Annotated in this window: 15 protein-coding genes and 1 pseudogene; 7 read left to right on the forward strand and 9 right to left on the reverse strand. The window is 73.1% G+C overall.

What is annotated here, in order from left to right; all coding sequences use genetic code 11:
- Position 1 precedes the first annotated feature (1 nt).
- Positions 2-3,310 (forward strand): ATP-binding protein, encoded by a 3,309-nt coding sequence (locus L3i22_RS29175; RefSeq protein WP_221320729.1) that lies wholly within the window; start codon positions 2-4, stop codon positions 3,308-3,310.
- Here the strand turns inward: L3i22_RS29175 and L3i22_RS29180 are convergent.
- A complete protein-coding gene (locus L3i22_RS29180; RefSeq protein WP_221320730.1) occupies positions 3,307-3,600 on the reverse strand; it encodes a hypothetical protein in 294 nt (97 codons plus the stop codon). The genes L3i22_RS29175 and L3i22_RS29180 overlap by 4 nt on opposite strands.
- Positions 3,601-3,656: 56 nt before the next feature.
- Between L3i22_RS29180 and L3i22_RS29185 the strand changes: the two genes are divergently transcribed.
- A complete protein-coding gene (locus L3i22_RS29185) occupies positions 3,657-4,268 on the forward strand; it encodes a DNA-binding response regulator (RefSeq protein ID WP_221320731.1) in 612 nt (203 codons plus the stop codon).
- 65 nt (positions 4,269-4,333) lie between these two features.
- On the opposite strand, the pseudogene L3i22_RS53755 reads toward L3i22_RS29185, so the two are convergent.
- A pseudogene (locus tag L3i22_RS53755) lies at positions 4,334-4,450 on the reverse strand (response regulator transcription factor); the annotation flags it as partial.
- On the opposite strand from L3i22_RS53755, the gene L3i22_RS29195 reads away from it, so the two are divergent.
- A complete protein-coding gene (locus L3i22_RS29195; protein WP_255657240.1) occupies positions 4,449-4,736 on the forward strand; it encodes a hypothetical protein in 288 nt (95 codons plus the stop codon). The pseudogene L3i22_RS53755 and the gene L3i22_RS29195 sit on opposite strands and share 2 nt — an antisense overlap.
- Here the strand turns inward: L3i22_RS29195 and L3i22_RS29200 are convergent.
- From L3i22_RS29200 to L3i22_RS29215, 4 genes are all read right to left on the reverse strand, one after another.
- On the reverse strand, positions 4,696-5,520 hold the full coding sequence (locus L3i22_RS29200; RefSeq protein ID WP_221320732.1) for an alpha/beta hydrolase: 825 nt from the start codon (positions 5,518-5,520) through the stop codon (positions 4,696-4,698). The genes L3i22_RS29195 and L3i22_RS29200 overlap by 41 nt on opposite strands.
- 23 nt (positions 5,521-5,543) lie before the next feature.
- Positions 5,544-6,752 carry an NAD(P)/FAD-dependent oxidoreductase gene (locus L3i22_RS29205; RefSeq protein ID WP_221320733.1) on the reverse strand — a complete coding sequence of 403 codons (1,209 nt, stop codon included), beginning with the start codon at positions 6,750-6,752 and terminating at the stop codon, positions 5,544-5,546.
- 67 nt (positions 6,753-6,819) lie between these two features.
- Complete coding sequence (locus L3i22_RS29210; protein WP_221320734.1) at positions 6,820-7,500, reverse strand: response regulator transcription factor; 681 nt, start codon at positions 7,498-7,500, stop codon at positions 6,820-6,822.
- Positions 7,497-8,708 (reverse strand): sensor histidine kinase, encoded by a 1,212-nt coding sequence (locus tag L3i22_RS29215; RefSeq protein ID WP_221320735.1) that lies wholly within the window; start codon positions 8,706-8,708, stop codon positions 7,497-7,499. Before L3i22_RS29215 ends, L3i22_RS29210 begins: the two co-directional genes overlap by 4 nt.
- Before the next feature lie 112 nt (positions 8,709-8,820).
- Here L3i22_RS29215 and L3i22_RS29220 point away from each other — a divergent pair, with 112 nt between their 5' ends.
- The 4 genes from L3i22_RS29220 (at position 8,821) to L3i22_RS29235 (ending at position 14,805) form a co-directional block, all read left to right on the forward strand.
- Entirely contained in the window at positions 8,821-10,380 is a 1,560-nt protein-coding gene (locus L3i22_RS29220; protein WP_221320736.1) for a multicopper oxidase family protein, read from the forward strand.
- An 88-nt stretch (positions 10,381-10,468) separates the two neighbouring features.
- Entirely contained in the window at positions 10,469-12,577 is a 2,109-nt protein-coding gene (locus L3i22_RS29225) for a serine/threonine-protein kinase (RefSeq protein ID WP_221320737.1), read from the forward strand.
- Between the two features lie 134 nt (positions 12,578-12,711).
- A complete protein-coding gene (locus L3i22_RS29230) occupies positions 12,712-13,953 on the forward strand; it encodes an Ig-like domain-containing protein (protein ID WP_221320738.1) in 1,242 nt (413 codons plus the stop codon).
- 420 nt (positions 13,954-14,373) lie between these two features.
- The gene (locus L3i22_RS29235) at positions 14,374-14,805 is read left to right on the forward strand and encodes an MmcQ/YjbR family DNA-binding protein (protein ID WP_255657241.1); all 432 of its coding nucleotides are present in this window, start codon (positions 14,374-14,376) and stop codon (positions 14,803-14,805) included.
- Positions 14,806-14,811: 6 nt separating this feature from the next.
- Here the strand turns inward: L3i22_RS29235 and L3i22_RS29240 are convergent, their stop codons facing one another.
- The 3 genes from L3i22_RS29240 to L3i22_RS29250 all read right to left on the reverse strand — a co-directional run bounded on the left by L3i22_RS29240 (position 14,812) and on the right by L3i22_RS29250 (position 21,125).
- Complete coding sequence (locus L3i22_RS29240) at positions 14,812-16,152, reverse strand: M1 family metallopeptidase (protein ID WP_221320739.1); 1,341 nt, start codon at positions 16,150-16,152, stop codon at positions 14,812-14,814.
- The gene (locus tag L3i22_RS29245) at positions 16,149-20,066 is read right to left on the reverse strand and encodes a Pls/PosA family non-ribosomal peptide synthetase (protein ID WP_221320740.1); all 3,918 of its coding nucleotides are present in this window, start codon (positions 20,064-20,066) and stop codon (positions 16,149-16,151) included. The genes L3i22_RS29240 and L3i22_RS29245 overlap by 4 nt, the downstream gene beginning before the upstream one ends.
- Positions 20,067-20,195: 129 nt before the next feature.
- Positions 20,196-21,125, reverse strand: a complete 930-nt coding sequence (locus L3i22_RS29250; protein WP_221320741.1) for a LysR family transcriptional regulator — start codon at positions 21,123-21,125, stop codon at positions 20,196-20,198.
- Positions 21,126-21,142: the final 17 nt, after the last annotated feature.

Genomic DNA, 21,142 nt, shown 5'->3' on the forward strand with positions numbered 1-21,142 from the left:
CATGCCCGAGATCAGATTCGGCGGTCCGCAGGAGATTCGGCTCGTCGACCTCCTGATCAACTCGTTCGGCGACGACGACATGGACGAGCTTCTCGCCAAGACCGACCATCGCTACGACCAGTTCAAGATCCATGGCGCGAGATCGCGTGCGCATGTCCTCGCCGCCATCCGGGAGGCCACCACCGACGGCTGGCTGCTCGACCTGCTCGAGAAGGCGTGTACGGCGGCGCCTCGTGAGCCGGAGCTCCGGCGGATCTTCACCGAGTTGACCAACCCGGCGACGGCCGCCGCCGCGGAGGCGGCGACGGCCGACCATCTGTCGCTGGCGCTGATCTTCGCTGAGCGCGACGGCACGGCCGCCGCCCACGACGTGGCCGACGCACTCGCCGAGCTGCCGGTCACCGTCCGGGACAGGACGGCCGCCAACCGTTTCACCGGCGCGGACGCCGTGGTGCTGGTCCTCACTCGCCGCGCGGTCGACGACGATGTCTGCCGGACCGAGATCGACCAGGTCCTGGCACGCGAGCTACCGGTCGTGGTGGTACGGGCCGACCCGGACGTCCCGGTACCGTCCCGGCTCGCCGAGGCACCGGCTGCTGGCCTCAGCACCGACCCGGCCACGGGCCTGCCGGGCCTTCGGGACCGGATCTCGTACCTCGCCTCACCGGAGTACCGGCTGGCGGCTCTGGTCACGCGGCGCGACTCGTTGCAGCGGCGCGCCGACAGTGCGAACCCCGCCACGCGCCGGTGGTTCGATGCCGAACTGGCCGTCTTGGACCGCCGGATCCGGGAGGCACGGGCCCGCTGCGACGATCCCGCCGCGGCACAGGGCCGCGTCGACGACGAGCTCAGCGAAGGGATCCAGGAGGAGTACGAGCCGGATGCCGCACCCGACGACCAGGCGGGCATCGTCTGTGTCGGCCGGCCGCCGGCCAGCCCGCCCAACGAGTTCCGCAACCGCGTCCAGGAGATCAGAGACCTGGAGAACTACCTCGCCGACGGGAACGTCCGGCTGGTCGCCCTGACCGGTGCGGCCGGCATCGGCAAAACCGGGGTGATCGGGCGGATGCTGGGCCGCGCCGGCACCCCGCGGTCCCCGGTGACCGCACGACGGTTCGTCTACCTGCCGATGCTGGGCCACGACCCGGTGAACGCCGGCACGCTGGTCTGGAGGCTGGCACGGACGGTCATCGAACCCGAGGCGAGACGGCCGCTGCTCGTTGTGCTGCGTAGCCAGCAGCCGGTGACCGACAAGCTCGACGCCGTGCTGCGGACGCTGCGCCGGACCGAGGTCGTCGTCTTCGTGGACAACGCCGAGGAGCTGATCGACGACCATGGCGAGCTGTACGACCGGGAGCTCAGCCGGCTCGTCGACTGCCTGCTCGACGGCGACGATCACCGCGTACGGATCGTCCTCAGCTCCCGGAAGGCGCCGGACTGCCTGCTCGACCGGGCCGGCGAGCACGGCCGGAGGTTGCCGATCGGCGAAGGGCTCTCGCTCGACCACTCCCGCGACTTCCTGCGGCGCCTGGACGGCGAAGGTCTCGGCATCCTCTCCGGGGCGGACCGGCACGACGTGGATTGGCTCGTCGAACTGACCGGCGGCTCACCCCGGCTGCTGGAGCTGGCATTCGGGGTGCTGCGCAGCTCACCCGGCCAGACACTGTCCTGGCTGGTCCACCGGATGGCCCCGGTCCGTCCCGACGCGCTGGGCCGCCGGCTGATCGAATGGACCTTCGACGAGCTGGACTCGGTCGACCGCAGGATCGTGCAGGCGCTGGCGATCTACCGCTGGCCCGTGAAGCCTTCGGCCGTGGTCCATCTGCTGCGGGATTTCGTCCCCGGGCAGAGCGTCGGCGAGCGGCTGGCCGACCTCTGCCGGCGCCGGCTGGCGCGCTGCGACGGCCCCCACTACTTCCTGCCTCGCGACCCGGACGGCGACTATGTCCTCGCCACCATCGACAGGGGAGACGCGTCCGAGACGCCGCAACTGACGCGCGAGTTCCTCTTCCGGCGGGCGGCCGAGTACTTCGCCGCACTGCGCAAGCCCACGGCCCAGGTCCAGAGCGCCGAGGATCTCCACCCGAACTTCGTGGAGATCGACCTACGCCTCTGCGCCGGGCAGTTCGACCGGGCCGTGGATCTCATCGCGGCCATCGAGGACGCCCACCTGCTGCGCTGGGGGCAGAACGGCGCGCTGATCCCGGCCCTGAAAGGGGTGCCGGAATTTCCGGCGGACTTCGACCGGGACTTCCTGCGCCGGGCGCTCCTCATCCGCGCGTACAAGCAGGCCGGCGATCTCCGGAGCGGGCTGCGGTGCGCCGAGGAGGCCACGGTCACCGCCCGGCGGTCCGGCCGGAAAGCGGCGATCTCCCGCGCCCTGAGCCACGCCGGCGCGGCCCACTTCGAGTTGGGCGAGATCGGCCGGGCGATCGACTGCTACCGGGATGCGCTGCGGACGGTCAGCGTGACCCAGCGCTGGCACCTGCCGTACGAACGTATCGTGGCCCACGAAGGGCTGGCCCTCTCCCTCGGCCGGGCCGGCAAGCTGTCCGGCGCGCTGCGGCACCGCGCCGCTGCTGTCCGGCTCCTGCCGAGGCTCCCGCAGGACCGGGACCCCCGAATCGAGACGTTCCTGTCGATGGCCGCCGGCTGGGCCGAGACACAACGCGGCCATCCGGATCGCGCACGCGAGCTGTTGCGCACCGGCTACGAGGTGGCCCGGGGACGAGAGATCTGGCTGCTGGCCGGGCAATGTCTGCAACTCGAGGCTGACGCTCTGGTTGATCTCGGCGATCGCGGTGACGCCGTCACGATCGCCGGTCAGGCCGCCGACCTGGGGCTGCGCTGCAACAGCGGCGTCCTCTGCCGGACCGCCAACGAGACGCTGGCGCTGGCGTTGCTGTTCGGTCGCCGCCTGCCGGAAGCCGCCGCGGCGGCGGCGCTCGCCACCCGCCAGGAACCCGGCCTGTACGGACTGGTGCTGTCCGGTCTCATCGCCGTGCATCGAGATGACGGGGAGGCGTCCCATCGGGCGTTCGGCCTGGCCCGCGACCTGGCCGAGCAGCTGCGCGAGGCCGACGACACCGACTTCCAGGTACGCGATCTGCACGGGGTCGCCCTCCTCGGCCTGGCGCGGTACGACCGCTCCGGATCCGTCGAGGACGCGTGCGAGGCGTTCCAGGACGCCCGGCGCGCCACCTCCGCCCGGGGCGCGGTGGGCCGGGTCCAACGGCTGCTACGGCAGTTCGAGGGCCACACCGACACCCCGTCATTGACCCGGGCGCGGCGGGCGGCCGGGCACGCCTAATGCGCGGCGGCAAAGACGCCCAGGCAGACCAGGATCAGCACCACCGACACCAAGACGATCAGGACCACGTGGCTGTTGGATTTTCCGGCACCCTTTTCCGGGTCAGGCGCGAGATACCGCCGGTTCAACATCGTGACCGCCTCTCGGCCGGGTTCCGCCCGAACCGGCCCTCCGGAATCCGACGCTAGGAGCGCGGGCGGGCGCGGGTCCATGACGCATCGATGCGGGCGTGACCATGACGGCCCGGGCAGCGGCACGCCGCGAACGGTGATGGCCCCGGCGGCGGCCATGGGTGAGGATCTCAGGCGCACCCCGCCAGACCCGACTCCCGGAGGATCGCGCATCGATGCTGGCCCGCGTCGCCGTTTCGGATCCGCTGCCGCTGTTCCGCCGTGGCGTCATGGCGGCGCTGGCCGATGCCAGCGTTGCCGCCGAGGTGCCCGACGATCTCATGGCATGGGTACGCACTGACGAACGCCGCATCGTGCTGCTCACCGCCCGGACGCCCGAGGACTGGGCCCTGCTGGCCGAAGTCTGCGCGGCCCGCGACGCAACGATCGTGATCGCCGTCGTCGAGGACCCGAGCGTGACCGTGCACCTGCGGGCGCTGACCGCCGGAGCGGTTGGGGTGCTGTCCCGTGACACCTCCCCCGAGCAGCTACGGGAGGCCCTGGCCGCGGTGGCGCGGGGCAGCAGCATCCTGCCGATCGCCGTGGTCCGGGAGCTGGCGGCGCGGGCCGGCGGCGCTCCGCCGGGCGACGCCCGGACCGGCCCGACGACCGAGGAGATCGGCTGGCTCCGGGCACTGGCCGGAGGTAGCAGCGTCGCAACCGTGGCCGACCAGGCCGGCTACTCGGAACGGATGATGTTCCGGCTGCTCCGCCAGGTGTACACCCGGATGGGCGCCGCCGGCCGCACCGAGGCCCTGATGCACGCCCGCGCAGCCGGCTTGATCTGACACGCGGGACACCGCTGTCGACCCGGTGTGATCAGAGCGGCGCCGCCTCGCCCGGGCGGACCAGGCCCGCTCTGGTACGCGATCACCACCAGCTGCGCCCGATCGCGCGCGCCGAGCTTCATCATCGCCCGGTTGACGTGCGACTTCACGGTCAGCGGCGAGACGTACAGACGCTCGCCGATGATCCTGCGCGGCGTCAACGTCTTCCCCACCCAGGTGGAGGAGCTGATCCTGCGCGTGCCCGGCCTGGCGCCCCACTACCAGTGCGTCCTCGATCGGCCGGGCCGTCGAGACACCGGCCGTACCCTCGCGAATTTGATCAAACTCACCATCGGCGTTTCGGTACGGGTCGAGGTCGTCCCCCGGCCACGCTGGAACGATCGATCGGCAAGGCCCGCCGCATCGTCGACAACCGGCCGCGCCCGGCTCAGTCCGGGCGCGTGCGCGCGTGACCGGTCGCCCAGGTGAGCGCGTAATCGGCCACCTGCTCCCAGCCCGGCTCCACCCCGGTGAAATGGGAACGGTCGGAGAACTCGTAGTACTCGGTGAGCGCGTCGGAGTCGCGGTACTTCTTCGCGTTGGAGCGGATCACCGACGGCGGCATCAGGTGGTCCCGGCCGCCCGCGAGGAACAGCAGCGGCGCCCGGTCGTCCAGGTCGTAGTCGACCCAGGTCTCCTGGTGGCCGGGCTTCCAGTTGGCGATCAGGCCGTAGGCCCACACCCAGTTGCCGGGCGCCGGGATGTGCAGCCGGTCGTACGCCGCGTCGGACTCCTCCCGGCTGACCGTGTTCGCGAACGCGTAGTGGAACTGCTCCTTGGTGAAGCCCACCGCGCGGTGCCGGTTCGCCGGGTTCTTCAGGACCGGGAACAGCGACCTGATCTGGGACGGCGGGTTGACCCGGACGCCCTCGGGCGGCGCCGAGTCGATCGTCACCGCGGCCGCCCCCAGTCCCCGGTTGACCAGCAGCTGGGTGAAGGTGCCGCCGAACGAGTGGCCCATGATGATCGGCGGCCGGTCCAGGGTCTCCACCACCTCGGTGAGATGTTCGAGGGTCTCCGGCACCGAGGCGTCCTCGATCACCTTGGGGTTCGCCCGCAGCGCCTCCACCTCGATCTCGAATCCCGGGTAGCTCGGCGCGACGACCTGGTGGCCCTTCGCCCGGTAGTGGTCGACCCAGCGGTCCCAGCTGCGCGCGGTCATCCACAGCCCGTGGATCAGCACGATCGGCAGCGGATCGGTCGGCTCGCTCATGATGCTCCTTCCGTCGGGGGTTATCACGGGTCCCAGCCACGCAGGTGCCGGACGGACAGGCGGTACTCCCACTCGATGGCGTCCTTGAGCAGGTGCGCCAGCCGCCCGCCACTGGTGAACCCGGCGACGTCGGCGACCCCGCGGCGGACCCCGACCGACACGACGAAACCCTTGTCGTGGAACGTGAACGCCTCCCGCGAGCGGCCCGCCAGCTCCGCGTGCAGGTTGCGGGCCACGGTCTCGCCCTCCTCCAGCGCCACCTGCGCCAGCGGGGGCAACACGTGGCCGCTGTCCGGGTCGGTCACCGAGGCCAGGTCGCCGGCGACGTAGATGTCCGGGTGGTCCAGGGCGCGCAGGTACCGGTCGACCTTGACCCGGCCGTTGTGGCCGGTCGGCAGCCCGGATTCGGCCACCAGGCCGGGCGCTTTCACCCCACCGGCCCAGACCACGACACCACCGCGCACCACCTGGCCGTCAGTAAGCCGGAAGCCCTCCTCGGTGGCGGCGGCGACCACCGCGCCGGTGCGCACCCGGACGCCCAGGCCGGCGAGAATCCGGGTGGCCTCGTCGACCAGCTTGGTAGAGGAGCCGGCCAGGATGGCCGGGCCCGCCTCGATGAGCAGCACGGCGGGCCGGTCCGGCGCCAGGCCGTGCCGGACGGCCACCTCGGGCAGCATCTCGGCCAGCTCGCCGGCCAGCTCCACCCCGGTGGCGCCCCCGCCGCCGACCACCACGGTCGCCCGGCGGCGTTGCTCCTCGGCATCGGTGGCGAGCGCGGCGTCGTCGAGCGCCCGGCCGACCGCCGCCCAGACCCGCTCGGCGTCACCGACCGAATACATCGGCAGCGCGCGCTCGGCCAGGCCGGGAATGGCGAAGTCGTTGGGCCGGCTACCCAGGGCCAGCACCAGCCGCCCCCAGCCGATCGGCCCGGCCACGGTGCGCAGTTGCCGCCCGGCCGGGTCGAGGCCGGTGATCTCGGTGCGGACGAACCGGACCCGCTCGGCCAGCAGGTCCGGCAGCGGCAGGCGCACCGCGTCGGCGGCGCGGGTGCCGGCGGCGACCCGGGGCAGTTCGGTGAGGACCTGGTGGTAGTCGTTGCGGTCGACCAGGATCAGCTCCACCCCGGGGTGGTCGCCGAGCCGGGCGGTCAGGCGCAGGGTGACGTGCAGCCCGGCATAGCCGCCGCCGGCGACCACGATCGGGCCGCTCGGGCCGGGGGCGGGTTCCTCCACGCCGTCCGGTGTAACACCCGGGCCCGCGGCCGGAACTCATCCGTGCGGGATGAACGGCCCGGCATGATCAGAGCGGCGCCGCCTCCCCCGGGCGGACCAGTCCGCTCTGGTACGCGATCACCACCAGCTGCGCCCGATCACGCGCGCCGAGCTTCATCATCGCCCGGTTGACGTGCGTCTTCACGGTCAGCGGCGAGACGTACAGGCGCTCGCCGATCTCGTCGTTGGACAGGCCCGCGGCGACCAGCGCCATCGTCTCGCGCTCCCGCTCGGTCAGCGCGCCGAGCCGCTCCGGGGCGGGCAGCGGGCCGGGCTCGGGCTGGGCCAGGAACCGGGTGATCAGGCCGCGGACCGCCTTCGGGGAGAGCAGCGCCTCGCCGCGGGCGACCACCCGGATCGCCTCCTGCAGGTCGGCCGGCTCGACGCTCTTGCTGAGGAAGCCGCTCGCCCCGGCCCGCAGCGCGCGCAGCACGTTCTCGTCGAGCTCGAACGTGGTCAGGATCAGCACCCGCACCCCGGCCAGGTCCTCGTCGGCGGTGATCGCCCGGGTCGCCTCGATGCCGTCCATCCCGGGCATCCGGATGTCCATCAGGATCACGTCGGCGCGGGTGCTCGCGGCCAGCGCGACCGCCTCGGCGCCGGACGTCGCCTCGCCGACCACCGTCAGGTCGGGCGCGCTGTCGACCAGCACGCGGAAGCCGGCCCGGATCAGGGTCTGGTCGTCGGCGAGCAGGACGCGGATCGTCATGCGGACTCCTCGGGGATCGGCAGGAACGCGTCGACGGTGAAGGTGCCGCCGGGGTCCGGGCCGGCCCGGACCGTGCCACCGACCGAGCTGACCCGCTCGCGCAGGCCGATCAGGCCGTGGCCGGTCCCGGTCGCGGCCCCGCGTCCCGGCCCGGCCGGGTTCCGGACTTCCAGACCGAGACCCTTGCCGCCGTACGCGATCAGCAGCCCCGCCGTCGCCGAACTCCCGTGCTTGTGGGCGTTGGTCAGCGCCTCCTGCACGATCCGGTACGCCGCCAGGTCCACCGCCGACGGCAGCGGACGGGCCGCCCCGTCCTGTCGTTGCTCGACCCGCAGACCGGCCGCGGCGAACGACTCCAGCAGCTGCGGCAGCCGGCTCAGCCCGGGCGGCGGCGCGGTCTGCTCCCCACCTGGGCCAGCCTCCCCGCCCTCCCCACCCTCGCCGGAGCGCAGCACGTCGAGCACGGTGCCCAGCTCGGACAGCACCTCCCGGGCCGCGCCCCGCACGTGGGTGAGCGCCTCCTCGGCCCGGTCCGGCTGGTCCCGCAGCAGGTGCACGGCGACGCCGACCTGCACGTTGATCACCGCGATGTGGTGCGCCACCACGTCGTGCAGGTCCCGGGCGATCCGCAGCCGCTCCTCGACGACCCGGCGGCGGGCCTCCTCGTCCCGGCCGTGCTCGGCCTGCCGGGCCCGGTCCTCGACGGCGCGCAGCTGCGAGCGGCGGCTGCGGACCGCGTCCCCGACGGCGACGGCGACCGCGCCCCAGGCGACGATCGTGGCGTTGAGCGGGTTCGTCCAGGTCCGGCCGGCGCCGATCACCACCGCCACGTAGACGGTGACGATCGTGACCGCGCCGGCCAGCACGGCGACCCGGCGGCTGGTCCGGGACGCCACCGTGTACGTCCCGATCACGCTCGCCGCGAGCAGCGGCCCGGCCAGCGCGGCGTGCAGGTTGAACGCCGCCGTCGCGACCGTGATCGTGGCGAAGACCGGCAGCGTCCACCGGCGGCGGGCGGCGATCAGCAGCACCGCCAGCGCACCTTCCACGAGGTCCTCCACACCGAGCGTATGGGCGTACATGTCGGCGGGACCGAACCGGCGGGCCAGCAGCACGACGCCGACGACGAGCACGCCCAGCGCCGCGTCGCCGAGCCGCGGATGCGCCCGGAGCTGACGGCGGAGACGGGCGAACCCGCGGTCTTCCATGGACGGCACGCTATCCGGTGCCCCGCGCCGGAACGTCGTCTCCCCGCAGTAGCCGCGATCTACTGCGCCGGGACGACGTGGACTACCGAGCCGGCCGGTGATCGTCATCGCCATGAATCAGCACAGTGGACTCGGTCGCCGGCGCCTGCTCCAGGCGGCCGGGGTGATGGCGCTGGCCTCGGTGGCCGGTTGCGACAAGGCCGCGGGCGGCGCGACCGCGGCCGGCGACGAGTACGGCGGCAAGCTGCTCACCTCGGACGCGAAGCTGCCCGAGCCGTTCACCACCCGCCTGCCGATCCCGCCGGTCAAACGCCCGTCCCGCAGCACCGGCGACACCGACCACTACGAGCTCACCGCGCGGGAGACCACCGCGGAGATCCTGCCCGGCCTGCGTACCCCGATCTTCGGCTACGACGGGATCTTCCCCGGCCCGACGATCGCCGCCCGGCGCGGGCGCAGGACCGTGGTGCACTACCGCAACCAGCTCGGCGTGCCGACCGTCGTGCACCTGCACGGCGGGCACACCCCGGCGGAGAGCGACGGCTTCCCGACCGACCTGGTCCTGCCGGCGGCCGGCGGCTCCGGCTACGCCGCGCAGGCGGTCGGCGGCACGGCCAGCACCGGCACCCGCGACTACACGTATCCGATGGACCAGCGCGCGGCCACGCTCTGGTACCACGACCACCGGATGGGGTTCACCGGCCCGCAGGTCTGGCGCGGCCTCGCCGGGTTCTTCCTGATCACCGACGACGAGGAGCAGGCGCTGCCGCTGCCGCGCGGCGCCCGGGACATCCCGCTGATGATCACCGACCGGGCGTTCGCGGCGGACGGCGCGCTCAAGTACCCGGCGATGGACCCGCACCTGCTCGCCATGCCGGGCATCGACGCGGCGCACATGCAGGGCGCGGCCGGCGACGTGATCCTGGTCAACGGCGCGCCCTGGCCGGAGCTCGAGGTCGACGCGGCCCGCTACCGGTTCCGGATCCTGAACGCGTCCAACGCCCGCCGCTACGAGCTGACCCTCGACCCGCCGGCGCCGATCACCCAGATCGGCTCGGATCAGGGCCTGCTCGAGGCGCCGGTCGAGCACACCACGATCGCGGTCGCCCCGGCCGAACGCTACGACGTGGTCGTCGACTTCACGTCGTACGCAAAAGGCTCGAAATTGATCTTGAAAAATGGCGATGGGCAGGTGATGCGCTTCGTGGTGACCGGGAAGGGCGCCGCCGACGAGAGCCGGATCCCGGCGCGGCTCGCGGCGATCGAGGCCCTGCCGCGGAGCGCCGCGCAGACCCGGGACTGGATGTTCCGCAAGGGCCGGGTGACGAGCATGGGCGCGGAGGCCGACGGCTGGATCATCAACGGCCGCGAGTTCGACCCGCAGCGCGTCGACGCCACCCCGCGCCTGGGCGAGGTGGAGATCTGGCGGCTGGCTTCGGACGCCCACCACCCGGTGCACATCCACCTGTCGCCGTTCCAGGTGATCTCCCGGGACGGCGGCGCGCCCGGCCCCGGCGACCACGGTTGGAAGGACACCGTCGACCTGCGCCCGCACGAGCTGGTCGAGGTCGCGATCCGGTTCGACGACCACGCCGGGCGCTACCTGCTGCACTGCCACAACCTGGAGCACGAGGACATGGCGATGATGGCCACCTTCCGGGTGAGTCGCTGATCCGACCCGGCCCGGCGTGACCACGAGCGCGATGGATGCGTACTGTATTGCCGGTCTTGTCTTTCCATGATCGTGAATGGGTTGGCCGATGAAGAGCCCGTTGCGTCCCGGCGACCCGCGCTCGCTGGGTGGCTACGAGCTGGTCGCCCGGCTCGGCGAGGGCGGCATGGGCGCGGTCTTCCTCGGCCGGCGCGCCGACGGACTGCAGGTCGCGGTCAAGGTGATCAAGTCGGAGTACGCGCACGAGGAGGAGTTCCGCGGGCGGTTCCGCAGCGAGGTCAAGCGCGCGAGCCAGGTGCCGCCGTTCTGCACGGCCGCGGTGCTCGACGCCGACCCGGAACACCGCACGCCGTACCTGGTGGTCGAGTACGTCGACGGCCCCAGCCTGGACGAGGTGATCCAGCGCCACGGCCCGATGTCCGACGGCCAGCTGCACAGCGTCGCGGTCGGGGTGGCGACCGCGCTGACCGCGATCCACGGCGCCGGCGTCATCCACCGCGACCTCAAGCCCCGCAACGTGCTGCTGGCGATGGGCGCGCCCAAGGTGATCGACTTCGGCATCGCCCGCGCGCTCGAGGTGACCAGCCAGCACACCCATCCGGACCAGATGGTCGGCACGGTCGCGTACATGGCGCCGGAGCGCTTCGACGGCATCCACCGCGAGATCACCCCGGCCGCCGACGTGTTCGCGTGGGGCGCGGTGATCGCCTACGCGGGCACCGGCCGCACCCCGTTCCGGGCCGACTCGCCGGTCGCCACCGCGGCCCGGATCCTGACCCAGCCGCCGGACCTGACCGGCCTGTCCGGACCCCTCGCCGACCTGGTCGCATTGTCGCTGGCCAAGGACCCGCAGGACCGGCCGACCGCGCACGAGCTGCTCAACCTGCTGCTCGCCCAGCACACCGGCGGCCAGGTGATGAGCCCGAACACGCTGGATCCGCGGTTGCGCCGGGCCGCCGAGGCCGCCCAGCTGTCCGGCCGCCACGTCTCCGGCGGCCACCAGGGCCTGGGCACCCCGATTCCACCCCCGAAACCTAAAAACCGCCGCTTGCGTACGGCGACAGCCGTCACCGCCGCGGCCGCCGTCCTGATGGCCGGCGCCGGCCTGTACTCCCGCAAGTTCGGCGGCACCGAGCCGGCCGCGGCGCCCCAGCCGACCGCGTCCGCCGCGGCCCCGCTGCCCGCGATGCCGACCCCCGGCGCGGTCCTCGGCCCCTGGGTGGTCGACGCGCTGGACCGGCCCGGCCAGTGGAAGAACTCGACCGACAACTACGGCGGCCGCTGCGCGTTCACCGGCGGCGCCCTGAAGATGACCACCCCGGACATCGGGATCGAGTGCCCGGGCACCACCCAGACGTTCGCCGGCGACCAGGCGATCAGCGCCACGGTCACGGTGGCGACCCCGACGTCCTGCGCGACCGTCTCGTTCCGGGCGGCCGGCGACGGCGCCTACTGGCTCGACCTGTGCCCGGCGACCGTGCGGATCCGGCACCAGGGCGCCGTCCAGACCACCACGCTGGGTGAAACGGCCACCGACCTGTTCGCCCCGGGCCAGGCCCGGTCGGTCGTGCTGACCCTGCGCGGCGATCGGGCGAGCCTGGCCGTCGACGGAGCCGCCGTGCTGACGGCCGGGCTGACCGATCCGAGCCTGCTGGCCGGCAAGGTCGCGTTCGGCGTCGCCCCGGTCCAGCTGGACAGCGAACCGGACCCGTCCGCCACCGCGGTCGTCGCCCACGCCGAGATCCGGCCGATCCCGGCCGCCGCGCCGGCGCCTTCGGCGTCCGCGCCGACCACGATCAAACCCTTCACCGACGTACGGCGGGAGAACGCCGAGTCGATCGTCATCGTGCACGCCTACACCCCGAAGTCCCACTCGATGGTGGTGGAGCCGGTGCTGTTCATGTCCGGTGACGAGTACTGCAAGACGTTCGCCCTGAAGCCCTCGGCCGACGCCCCCTGCGAGCGGGAGTGGGTGACCGAGGACAGCCGGATGACGGTGACGTTGCCGACCTCGGCCACCCCGAAACTGACCAGCTGGCTGGACGACACCGAGCGCTGCGCCGGCGATCCGGTCACCGTCGGGACCTGCAAAATCAGCGCTGAGCAGCTCGCCGAACGGCTCACCGACGGTGCGCTGGCCCAGGTCACGACGAAGAACGGCGTGATCGTGGCGGTGGCGGAGGTCTTCACGCCCTGACCGCCGTACCGGAGCGGGCTTGACAACGATCTTGAATTTCGCAAAATTCATCACCCTGGTGGTCAACTTTTTCGGCCCCGGGCACGTCTTCTATGTATGCAGGAACCAGCGGCACCCCCTCGAATGCGAGAGCCATGATTCAGCGACGTAAGGTAATCATCGGCACACTGGGTGTGGCCGCGGCGGCCACGACCGCCGGCTGTTCCGCGCACGCCTCGGCGAGTTCCGGCAACACCGTCTGGACCGACCCGGTGGCGGACACCGAGGCCGCGTCCGCGGCGCCCACCGCCGCCGCGGTCCAGCTGACCGTGACGCCGGCCGACAAGGCCTCCGGGGTCGCCCTGACCAAGCCGATCACCGTCGCCGCGCAGTCCGGCACGCTGCAGTCGGTCACCGTCACGGCCGGCAAGACGAAGATCGACGGCTCGATCCAGTCCGACGGCACCTGGCAGTCGACCGACGACCTGGCCTACGACAAGTCGTACAAGGTGGTCGTCAAGGCCGCCGACGGCTCGGGCGTCGCGACCGAGCAGACCTCCACGTTCAGCACGGTGAAGCCGAAGGGCATCGCCCGGATCACCTTCCAGGCCAACGCGATGAACGCGCTGCACAACGGCGGGACCTATGGCGCCGGCCAGCCGGTGATCATCGCGTTCAGCAAGGCCGTCGACAAGGAGGTGGCGGAGAAGGCGATCGACATCACCACCTCCCCGTCCGTCGAGGGCAAGTTCTACTGGGTGAACAACAGCACCGTGCACTGGCGCCCGGCGAAATACTGGACCGGCGGCACCACCGTCAAGGTCAGCGTCAAGGTGCTCGGCGCGAACCTGGGCAAGGGCATCTACGGCGAGAAGAACGCCTCGGCGAACTTCAAGATCGGCCGCCAGCTGGTCGCGCTCGCCGACACCCGGACGCACCAGACGAAGGTCTACATCGACGGCAAGCTGGTCCGCACCATGAAGAGCAGCATGGGCATGGGCGGCACCACCAAGGGCGCCAACGGTCAGGAGATCAACTTCTGGACGGCGGGCGGACCGCACGTGGTGCTCTCCAAGGAGCGCACGCACAGCATGAGCTCGTCGAGCTACGGCGTCACCGACCCGAACAACCCGTATTACTACGGCGCCGAGACCATCGAATACTGCACCCGCATCTCCTACTCCGGCGAGTTCCTGCACGCCGCGCCGTGGAACCACGCGCTCGGCATGGCGAACAAGTCGCACGGCTGCGTCAACCTGAGCGTCGCGGACGCCAAGTGGGTCTACGAGAACTTCATGGTCGGCGACGTCGTGGACGTGAAGAACAGCCCGCGCACCCTGCAGATCTGGAACGGCCTCGGCGACTGGACCGTCTCCTACGACAAGTACGGTCGCTGACCCCGGCGGGCAGCGCGCCGGCCGGTCACCGGGCCCGCGCTGCCCCAACGCCCGTCCCGCCGCGCCCGGCTCGCCGCGCCGGCCCTGGTGAGCTGACCCGCTGCCCGGCGACCGCCAGCCGATCCACCCCGCGCATCACCGCCTGCCCGCCGCCCAGCCACGCCGCGCTGCGCCACCCCGTCACGCCGCCCTCCAGGCCGCGCCGTGCCACGCTCCCCCGCCACGCCGGTCCCTCTGGCCACGCCGCGCCGCCACGCCGCGCCGCCACGCCGCTCTCCCTGCCAGGCCGCTCCGCGCCGCCTTCCCAGCCACGTTGCCACCACACCGCCACGCCGGGCCACGCCACCCCGCCACGCCGCGTCGCCGGGGTGCGGGTATCGCAGCCAGGTGCGGGCTGCGGCGGCGGTTAAGGTGGAGCGCGTGGTCGATGTCGCGGGCCGGCCCGCGCGGGTGGAAGACGTGCACGAGCTGGCGTCGGGGATGCCGCACGTCACCGTCGAGCACGGGACCGGCGACAATCCGGTCTATCAGGTCGGCCGCAAGTCGTTCGTCTTCTTCCGCAATCCCCGGCCGGACGCGGTCGATCCGGTCACCGGCGAGCGCTACCCCGACGTGATCGTCTTCTGGGTGCCCTCCGAGGAGGACAAACAGGCCCTGGTCCAGGACGCGGCATCGCCGTTCTTCACCACCAAGCACTTCAACGGTCACCCGTCGGTCCTGCTCCGGGCAAGCCGACTGGACGAGCTGAGCCGCGCCGAGCTGGCCGAGGTGATCCAGGACGCCTGGCTGTCCCGCGCCTCACCGACCCGGGCGGCAGCCTGGCTGGCCGCGCACCCACCCTCCGAGCGCTGAACGTCCTCAGGAGGTGCGGGGTAGGGCGGGCAACTCCGGGCGGTCCAGCCAGGCGGCGAACAGGTCGTCCAAGGGGCGGGCCGCGAACCGTGCGGCGTGTTCGCGGAACTGCTCGGTGGTCACCGTCCCGTGCCGGTGCTCGGCGACCCAGGACCGGACCAGCGCGAAGAACGCCGCCTCCCCGACCCGAGCCCGCAGCGCGTGCAGGGTCAGCGCCCCCCGCTTGTAGACCAGCGGGTCGAACATCCGGTCCACGCCCGGGTCGGCGACCGTGATCGTGGCCGGCTGCGCCGCCGCCCAGGCGTGCCACTGCGCGGCGTGCGCGGCCGCCGACGGCCCGCCCGAGGCGCCGGACCACAACCATTCCGCGTACGTCGCGAACCCCTCGTTCAGCCAGATGTGCCGCCAACTGGCCACGGTCAGGCTGTTGCCGAACCACTGGTGGGCCAGCTCGTGCACGACGAGCCGTTCATGGGTGCGCTTCCCGTCGACGTGGTTGCGCCCGAAGACGGCCATGCCCTGCGCCTCGATCGGGTCGTCCAGGTCGTCGTCCGCGACCACCACCACGTACTCCCGGAACGGGTACGGCCCGAACAGGTGCTCCAGCGCCGCCATGATCTCGCCGTGCCGGCCGAAGTCGTACCGGAAGTTCTGCTGCACGCGCGGCGGGATCGCGGCCCGCTGCACGATCCGCCCCGGGGCCAGTTCCACCAGGTCGTAGCGTCCGACCTGGATTCCCATCAGGTACGGCGCGGTCGGCTCGTTCCGTTCGTACACCCAGGTGGTGGTCGTCGTCGCGCGGCGCCGCGCGACGAGGTCGCCGGTCACCACCACCGCGTACGCGGACGGCGCGGTCAGCGTCACCAGGAAGCTGGCCTTGTCGTCCGGCCGGTCGTTGCACGGGAACCACGACGGCGCCCCGTTCGGCTGGCTAGCGACCAGGGCGCCGTCGGTCAGCTCGTCCCAGCCGATGTCGCCCCACCGCCCGGAGATCGGGGCGGGCCGGCCGCCGTACCGAATCTCGATCTTGAAGGTGGCGCCGTAGGCGATGGGTTTTTCCGGGCGGATCCGGAGCTTGTCCGGCCGGTGGTCGAACTTCGCCGGCCGGCCGTCCACGTGCACGTCGCGGACCCGGAGCCGCCCGAGGTCGAGCGAGAACCGGGACAGCGACTGCGCGGCCCGCGCGGTGATCACCGCCTTGCCGGCGATCCGGTTCTGCGTGATCCGGTATTCCAGCTCCAGGTCGTAGTGCAGGACCCGGTAGCCGCCGTTGCCGTGCCGGGGCAGGTACGGATCGGTCGAATGCTCGGCACCCGGCGACGCGCCGACCGGCCCCGGTGGGGTCACGGCCGGCGGACAGCCGGGGCCGGCCAGGCCGCGATCGGGTTGCCGAGCCAGCGGCTGCCGCCGGGCACGGCGTCGCCGCGGGTCACCAGCGAGCCGGGGCCGACCGTAGTGCCGTCGCCGATGCTCGCGCCGGGCAGCACGATGCCGTGCGGGCCGAGCGTCGCGCCCGCGCCCAGAGTCACCTCGTCCATGGCCATGATTCGATCATGGAACAGGTGGGTCTGGACAACGCAGCCCCGGTTCACCGTCGCGCCGGCGCCGAGCCGGACGAGGTCGTACTCCGGAAGCCAGTAGGTCTCCAGCCAGACACCGCGGCCGATCTTGGCGCCGAGCGTGCGCAACCACATGCTCAGCAAGGGGGTGCCGTTGGCGAAGCGGAACAGCCACGGCGCGGCGAACGCCTCGACGAACGTGTCGGCGAGCTCGTTGCGCCAGACGAACGACGTCCAGAGCGCGTGCTCGGTGACCCGGAACCGGCCGACCAGCAGCCACTTCGCGGCCGTCGCGAGCAGCGCGGCGGCGATCGCCCCGGCCAGCAGGACCGGACCGGCGGCCAGCGCGGCCACCCAGCCGCCGGCGTTCTGCCAGATCAGCGCGAGCGTGGCCAGGACCAGGGTGACCAGCGTGCCGGCGGCCATCACCGGGACGACCCGGCACAGCTCGATCACGGCCCGGGCCACCTTGAGCCGCAGCGGCGGGGCGTAGGTGCGGTTGGCGTCGGACGCCTCGACGGTGCGGCGCAGCGGCATCGGCGGGGCGCCGAGCCACGACGAGCCCTTCTTCGCCTTGCGCGGCGCCGAGGAGAGCACGCCGACCAGGCCGCGCTTCGGCACCGAGCGGCCGGGGGCGGCCATCCCGGAGTTGCCGAGGAACGCCTGCTTGCCGATCCGGGCCGGGGCGACCCGCAGCCAGCCGTGGCTGAGCTCGTAGGTGGCGACCATGGTGTCGTCGGCCAGGAACGCCCCGTCGTCGACGGTCGTCATGGCCGGCAGCGCGAGCACCGTCGAGGCCTCCACGTTGCGGCCCACCTTGGCGCCGAGCAGGCGCAGCCACACCGGGGTGAACAGGCTGGAGTAGATCGGGAACAGCGCGACCCGGGCCATCCCCATCAGCCGCTCGGTGGTCCACACCTGCCAGGCCCGCCGGCCCTGGACCGGGTGGAAGCCCTCCCGCAGCCCGATGCTCAGCAGCCGGACCGCGGCCAGCACGACGATCGCGTATCCGAGCAGGTAGGTGACGGCCGCGACCGGGGCGGCGAGCAGCGCGGCCCCGACGGTCGGCCGTTCGGCGACCGCCCAGCCGAGCACGGCCAGCGGCGGCAGCGCGGCCACCACCGGCACCATGCTCAGCAGGTGCGCGGTGAGGCTGTACGCGGCCACCCAGAACCGGGAGCCGAGCGGCGACCGCGCCGGGCGCTCGACCGGCCAGCCGGCCCGGTCCTTGGCCGCGACCGGGACCGCGGGCGAGCCGCCCCAGCGCTGGCCGGCCGGCACCGCGCCGGAGACGGTCGAGCCGGCCGCGATCTTCGCGCCCTTGCCGACCCGGGCGCCGGGCATCAGCGTGCTGCGGGAGCCGACCCGGGCGCCGGCCCCGACCCGGACCATGCCGATCCGGACGATGTCGCCGTCGATCCAGTAGCCGGACAGGTCGGCCTCCGGCTCGATCGCGGCCCCGCGGCCGAGCTTGAGCAGGCCGGTGACCGGCGGCGCGGAGTGCAGGTCGACGTCCCGGCCGATCCGGGCGCCGAGCGCCCGGGCGTAGGTGATCATCCAGCCCGCGCCGGCGACGCCGTTCGCCCCGGTCAGCTCGGCGAGCCGCTCGGCCGCCCACAACCGCAGGTGGACGCTGCCGCCGCGGGGATAGTTGCCGGGTCCGACGCCGCGCAGCAGCAGCCGGGCGCCGCCGGCCGCCACCGCGATCCGGCCGCCCGGGCTGAACAGCACCGCCCAGCTCGCGGCGATCCACCACCAGGAGAGCTGCGGCGCCCACGGCGCCGGGGCGAGCAACGCGAGGATCTTGCCGAGCGCGGCGAGGACGGTCAGCCAGCGCAGCCCGACGAGCGCCAGCATCGGCAGCATCAGCAGCGCCTGGACCAGCCCGGCGCGGCGGGCGGTGGGCCGCACCTCGCGGCCGGACGCCTCCTGCGCGCCGAGCGCCTCGATCGCCGTCGCCATCTGCGACAGCCGCGGGTTCTGGTAGATGTCGGCGACCGACATCTGCGGGTACGTACGCCGGATCCAGGCCACCAGCTGGGCCGCGTTCAGGCTGCTGCCGCCGTTGCTGAAGAAGTCCGCGTCGGCGTCGGCCGGGCGCAGGCCGAGGATCTCCTCCCACCCGCCGGCCAGCCAGTCCTCGGCCGCGGTCAGCTCGGCCGCGGACTCCCCGGCGACGATCAGTGGCCAGGGCAGGGCGGCCCGGTCCACCTTCCCGGACGTCCGGGTCGGCAGGTCCTCGATCACCGCCAGCAGCGGCACCAGCGCGGCCGGCAGCTGCTCCCGGATCAGCTGGTTCGCCGCCGCCACGTCCAGCTCGGCGTCGCCGCGGGGCACCAGGTAGCCGACCAGCAGCTGGTTGCCGGCGGCGGTCTTCTTGATCGCGACGGCGGCGCCGGCGACCCCGGGCAGCGCCTGCAGCGCGGCGTCGATCTCGCCCAGCTCGATCCGGCGGCCGCCGAGCTTGACCTGCTCGTCGCCGCGGCCCAGGAACAGCAGGCCGTCGTGCTCGGCGCGGACGATGTCGCCGCTGCGGTACGCCCGCGGCCAGCCCATCGACGGCAGCGGCGCGAACTTCTCGGCGTCCTTGGCCGCGTCCAGGTAGCGGGCCAGCCCGACGCCGCCGATGACCAGTACGCCGGTCTCGCCCATCGCGACCGGCTCGCCGTCCGGGCCGACCACGACGAGCTCCCAGCCGGCCAGCGGCAGACCGATCCGCACCGGGCCCTCGCCGGTCAGCCGGGCGGCGGTGGCGACCACGGTCGCCTCGGTCGGCCCGTACGTGTTCCACACCTCACGGCCCTCGACGGCCAGCCGCTCGGCCAGCTCCGGCGGGCACGCCTCGCCACCGAAGATCAGCAGCCGGACGTCCTCCAGCGCCTCGACCGGCCACAGCGCGGCGAGCGTCGGCACCGTGGAGACCACGGTGATCCGCTGCTCGGCGAGCCACGGGCCCAGGTCGACGCCGCTGCGCACCAGCGAGCGCGCGGCCGGCACCAGGCAGGCGCCGTGCCGCCAGGCCAGCCACATCTCCTCGCAGGACGCGTCGAAGGCCACCGACAGCCCGGCCAGCACCCGGTCCGGCGGCCCGAGTGGCTCGGTGCCGTCGTCGACCAGGAACAGCTGCGCCTCGGCGTCCACGAACGCGGCGGCCGAGCCGTGCGAGACCGCGACCCCCTTCGGCGTGCCGGTCGAGCCGGAGGTGAAGATGATCCAGGCGTCGTCGGCCGACCCCGGTCGTCCCGGAACCCCGTCCGGCGTCCGGCGCATCGCGACGGTCAGGCCGTCACCGAGCACCGCGCAGACGTCCGCCTCGGCGAAGACCAGCGCGGCCCGCTCGTCCGGGTCGTCCGCGTCGACCGGCACGTAGGCCGCGCCGGCCGCCAGCACCCCGAGGATCGCCAGGTAGAGCTCCGCCGACCCGGACGAGATCCGGATGCCGACCCGGTCGCCGACGCCGACCCCGTGCTCCACCAGCACCAGCCGCAGCGCCTCGACCTCGTCGGCCAGCTCGCGATAGGTGAGCGTCACGTCGCCGGCGTCGATCGCGGGCGCTCCGGCGTGGTCGCGCACGGTCGCGTCGAGAACGTCGACCAGGGTGCGGCGCAGCGGGGCGGAGCTGGACCGGAAGACCGCCGGCGCCTCGGGCTGGACGGCGGACTCGGGAAGTTCGATCAGACGCAGGTCAGTGGTCACCGTCACCGGGCGCGCTCTCCTTCACCACAGGTTCGACATCGGCCAGGGGCACGGCGTCGAGCCGCCCGGGGCAGCACTCCAAGTTACGGGAAGGAAACACATTTCGGCGGGTGATCGCCCCATACGTGTCCACTATTACAGCGCCCAGCCCGGCACCCAGGTCCCGGCGCGGTCCGGAACGGCCACCGCGGCGGTGAGGTGGGCGCGCAGGGTGGCCAGGCCGGGGTGCGGGTTGTCGCGGTGCCACAGCAGCGCGTGCGGATAGACCGGCATCGGCCCGCTCACCGCGACCCGCCGCAGCCCGTGGCTTTCCGGCCAGACCAGCCGGGTCAGCTCGCCGATGAACGTGGCGAGCGCCGGCGTGTCGGCGATCGTGTCGAGCAGCGCGTCCGAGCCGAAGTTCGGCCCGGTCGCCTCGATGGTCAGGCCGAACTCGGCGGCGAGCGCGTCGTAGTAGGCGCCCCACTCGGTGCCCGGCGCGATCCCCGGCATCCAGATCCGGTGCCCGGCCAGCCGCGCGAGCGGCACCGACCGCGCCGCCGCCAGCGCGTGTCCCGGGCCGACGAGCAGCTGCAGCGGCTCGTCGAGCACCCGCACCGCGGCGATGTCGTCCGGGAGCGGCCGGCCGGGCATCGCGACCGCCCGGAACGACGCGTCGAGCACGCCGGACCGGATCGCCTCGACCGCTGCCTCGACATCGAAGAGCTTCACCACATCAAGATCGATTGCGGGGTACGCCCGATGGAAGTCCCGCATCAGCCCGGACGTCGCCAGCCGCGAGGCGATCACGTCCACCCGCAGCGGCCGGCGCCCCGGGCTGACCGAGGCGACCGCCCGTTCGGCGACCCGCAGCAACTCCCGCGCGTGCGGCAGGAACGCCTGCCCGTCGATGGTCAGCTCCGCCCCGCGCGGCGTCCGGGTGAACAGCCGCACCCCGAGGTGGCGCTCCAGGGCGGCGATCCGCTTGGAGACGGCCTGCTGGGTGATCGACAGCTCGGCGGCGACCTCCTGGAACTGCCCCGCCCCGGCGGCGGCCACGAAGGTGCGCACGGCCTCGAAGTCCATGCCCGCGAACCCTACCC

This window comes from Actinoplanes sp. L3-i22, assembly GCF_019704555.1.
Classification (GTDB): domain Bacteria; phylum Actinomycetota; class Actinomycetes; order Mycobacteriales; family Micromonosporaceae; genus Actinoplanes.

Coding starts and splice junctions, on each gene's coding strand:
- L3i22_RS29175 (WP_221320729.1), top strand. CDS start 2: ATGCCCGAGATCAGATTCGGCGGTCCGCAGGAGATTCGGCTCGTCGAC.
- L3i22_RS29180 (WP_221320730.1), bottom strand. CDS start 3,600: ATGGCCGCCGCCGGGGCCATCACCGTTCGCGGCGTGCCGCTGCCCGGG.
- L3i22_RS29185 (WP_221320731.1), top strand. CDS start 3,657: ATGCTGGCCCGCGTCGCCGTTTCGGATCCGCTGCCGCTGTTCCGCCGT.
- L3i22_RS29195 (WP_255657240.1), top strand. CDS start 4,449: ATGATCCTGCGCGGCGTCAACGTCTTCCCCACCCAGGTGGAGGAGCTG.
- L3i22_RS29200 (WP_221320732.1), bottom strand. CDS start 5,520: ATGAGCGAGCCGACCGATCCGCTGCCGATCGTGCTGATCCACGGGCTG.
- L3i22_RS29210 (WP_221320734.1), bottom strand. CDS start 7,500: ATGACGATCCGCGTCCTGCTCGCCGACGACCAGACCCTGATCCGGGCC.
- L3i22_RS29215 (WP_221320735.1), bottom strand. CDS start 8,708: ATGGAAGACCGCGGGTTCGCCCGTCTCCGCCGTCAGCTCCGGGCGCAT.
- L3i22_RS29220 (WP_221320736.1), top strand. CDS start 8,821: ATGAATCAGCACAGTGGACTCGGTCGCCGGCGCCTGCTCCAGGCGGCC.
- L3i22_RS29225 (WP_221320737.1), top strand. CDS start 10,469: ATGAAGAGCCCGTTGCGTCCCGGCGACCCGCGCTCGCTGGGTGGCTAC.
- L3i22_RS29230 (WP_221320738.1), top strand. CDS start 12,712: ATGATTCAGCGACGTAAGGTAATCATCGGCACACTGGGTGTGGCCGCG.
- L3i22_RS29250 (WP_221320741.1), bottom strand. CDS start 21,125: ATGGACTTCGAGGCCGTGCGCACCTTCGTGGCCGCCGCCGGGGCGGGG.